Source organism: Vibrio sp. S12_S33 (assembly GCF_963889785.1).
Classification (GTDB): Bacteria; Pseudomonadota; Gammaproteobacteria; order Enterobacterales; family Vibrionaceae; genus Vibrio; species Vibrio aestuarianus.
Window position 1 is genome coordinate 1 of sequence record NZ_CAWPQZ010000140.1, and the last position, 1,531, is coordinate 1,531.

At 38.0% G+C, this 1,531-nt stretch carries 2 protein-coding genes; both read right to left on the bottom strand.

The features are described 5' to 3' along the window. Positions 1-122: 122 nt before the first annotated feature. On the bottom strand, positions 123-581 hold the full coding sequence (locus tag AACW06_RS19470) for a hypothetical protein (protein ID WP_192076320.1): 459 nt from the start codon (positions 579-581) through the stop codon (positions 123-125). 135 nt (positions 582-716) lie between these two features. Next, positions 717-1,385, bottom strand: coding sequence for a hypothetical protein (locus tag AACW06_RS19475; protein WP_192076321.1), 669 nt, complete (start codon positions 1,383-1,385; stop codon positions 717-719). Positions 1,386-1,531 lie beyond the last annotated feature (146 nt).

The following is a 1,531-nucleotide window of genomic DNA, read 5'->3' on the forward strand; positions in this document are numbered from 1 at the left end:
AGAGCTCTGTGATGAAATCGCACACAAATTAAATACGCGCCCACGCAAAAGACTTGGGTATAGAACACCACTGGAGTATATTCATGCGCATCTGTAAAAAATGTCGCACTTCAAACTTGATACTAAGCTTTTTTCACCAAGTGCTCTTTTCTCTTTAGCTTGCTGTAAAGTGAGTTAGAGTCTTTAAACCAAACAAGATCATAGAACTCATTGTTGGAAAATCTGAGTTTTACCTTTGGTGTACCAAGATATTTTGAGTACTCCACAGACACAATTTCTTCGTGGTTTCGCTTAAAGTTGTAACCTGAGTCTTGGTGACGAAATTCAACCCCTACGTTGTTTACTATAACAATGTCACTACGATGATTATGTAAAGCATTGCCATAGTGCTTATCTATAAACCTCAATACATACATAATAAGTGCACAAATCACTAAGCCTGTAGTAAAAGAGCCATTCACGACAAAAATTGTAGGTTTGAAATATAAAGCAACTAAGCAAGGAATAATAAACCCATAATTAAGCCACTTTAGCAATTTCAGCCGCTGTTCTAAAAACTCAATATCGCACTTATATTCCATTTATTATTACCTAAAGCCTAACGCCCAATTAAGGTGTGAAGCACGCGACCACAACACTCAAATTGTACACCGTAATCACTAGACTAGACCCAAACCAAAAATGCCAAGCGTGCTGAATCACTCTTAAATTGTTTGTTATGTAAAAGTTTCCCAAGGTACGATTACTGACAGGACAGCAATAAACGCAAATATATATGGACTTAAGATGTCCAAATGCTCTCTGTGGTTGATAAATGCATTAAACCTATACTTAAATTCAATTAGCAATAATCGTATGTATTTACTAAAAGTCCACTTTTTGTTGAAAGATAAAAGGCTAGAGTACTCATCAAAATACTCCTCGAACCATTCACCATCACCACTCTCACCACGGAATACTGAAGGAAAGCGAACCGCTCGACGTAAGAAGCCACTTACATGGTATTTTGAATCTTGAATACCCGGTTCATCTCCGCCCCAAACGTCAAAGGCATCGCCTAAGAAACCTGTTACGACTTCGTCTCTTGGATTGTAATTAAAGATCTCTTTATCTTGCATCATCCGTTCCGACCAAAGAAGAAAAAGCTCGTGATGGTATGGTTGGGCATAATTTCGATAACGAACAGTTAAATACAAAATTGCAGCTAGCAACAAATAAGTGATTCCCTCTTGATGGGTAAATTCAATTTTGAAAAGAAATGTATTTGCTTCCTTCATCACAGCACCGGTCACATTAAGTGCGATAAGAATAATAGATATGGTTGTGAGAACCTTGCCTTTAGCTGTTAGCTTTTCATCAGCATCGAATCTTTCGACAAAAGTCATTTCTTCTTTCTTCGTAGTCGGCGTTGTTGCCTAAATCAGTTGAACCTTTTCCAAGTCCTGCGATCTGATCCTTTGTGATGGTAAGAGCGGTGATGACATGGGGAAAACGAAAAAGAAGATAACTAACTGGGCGGAGTACAATAAGG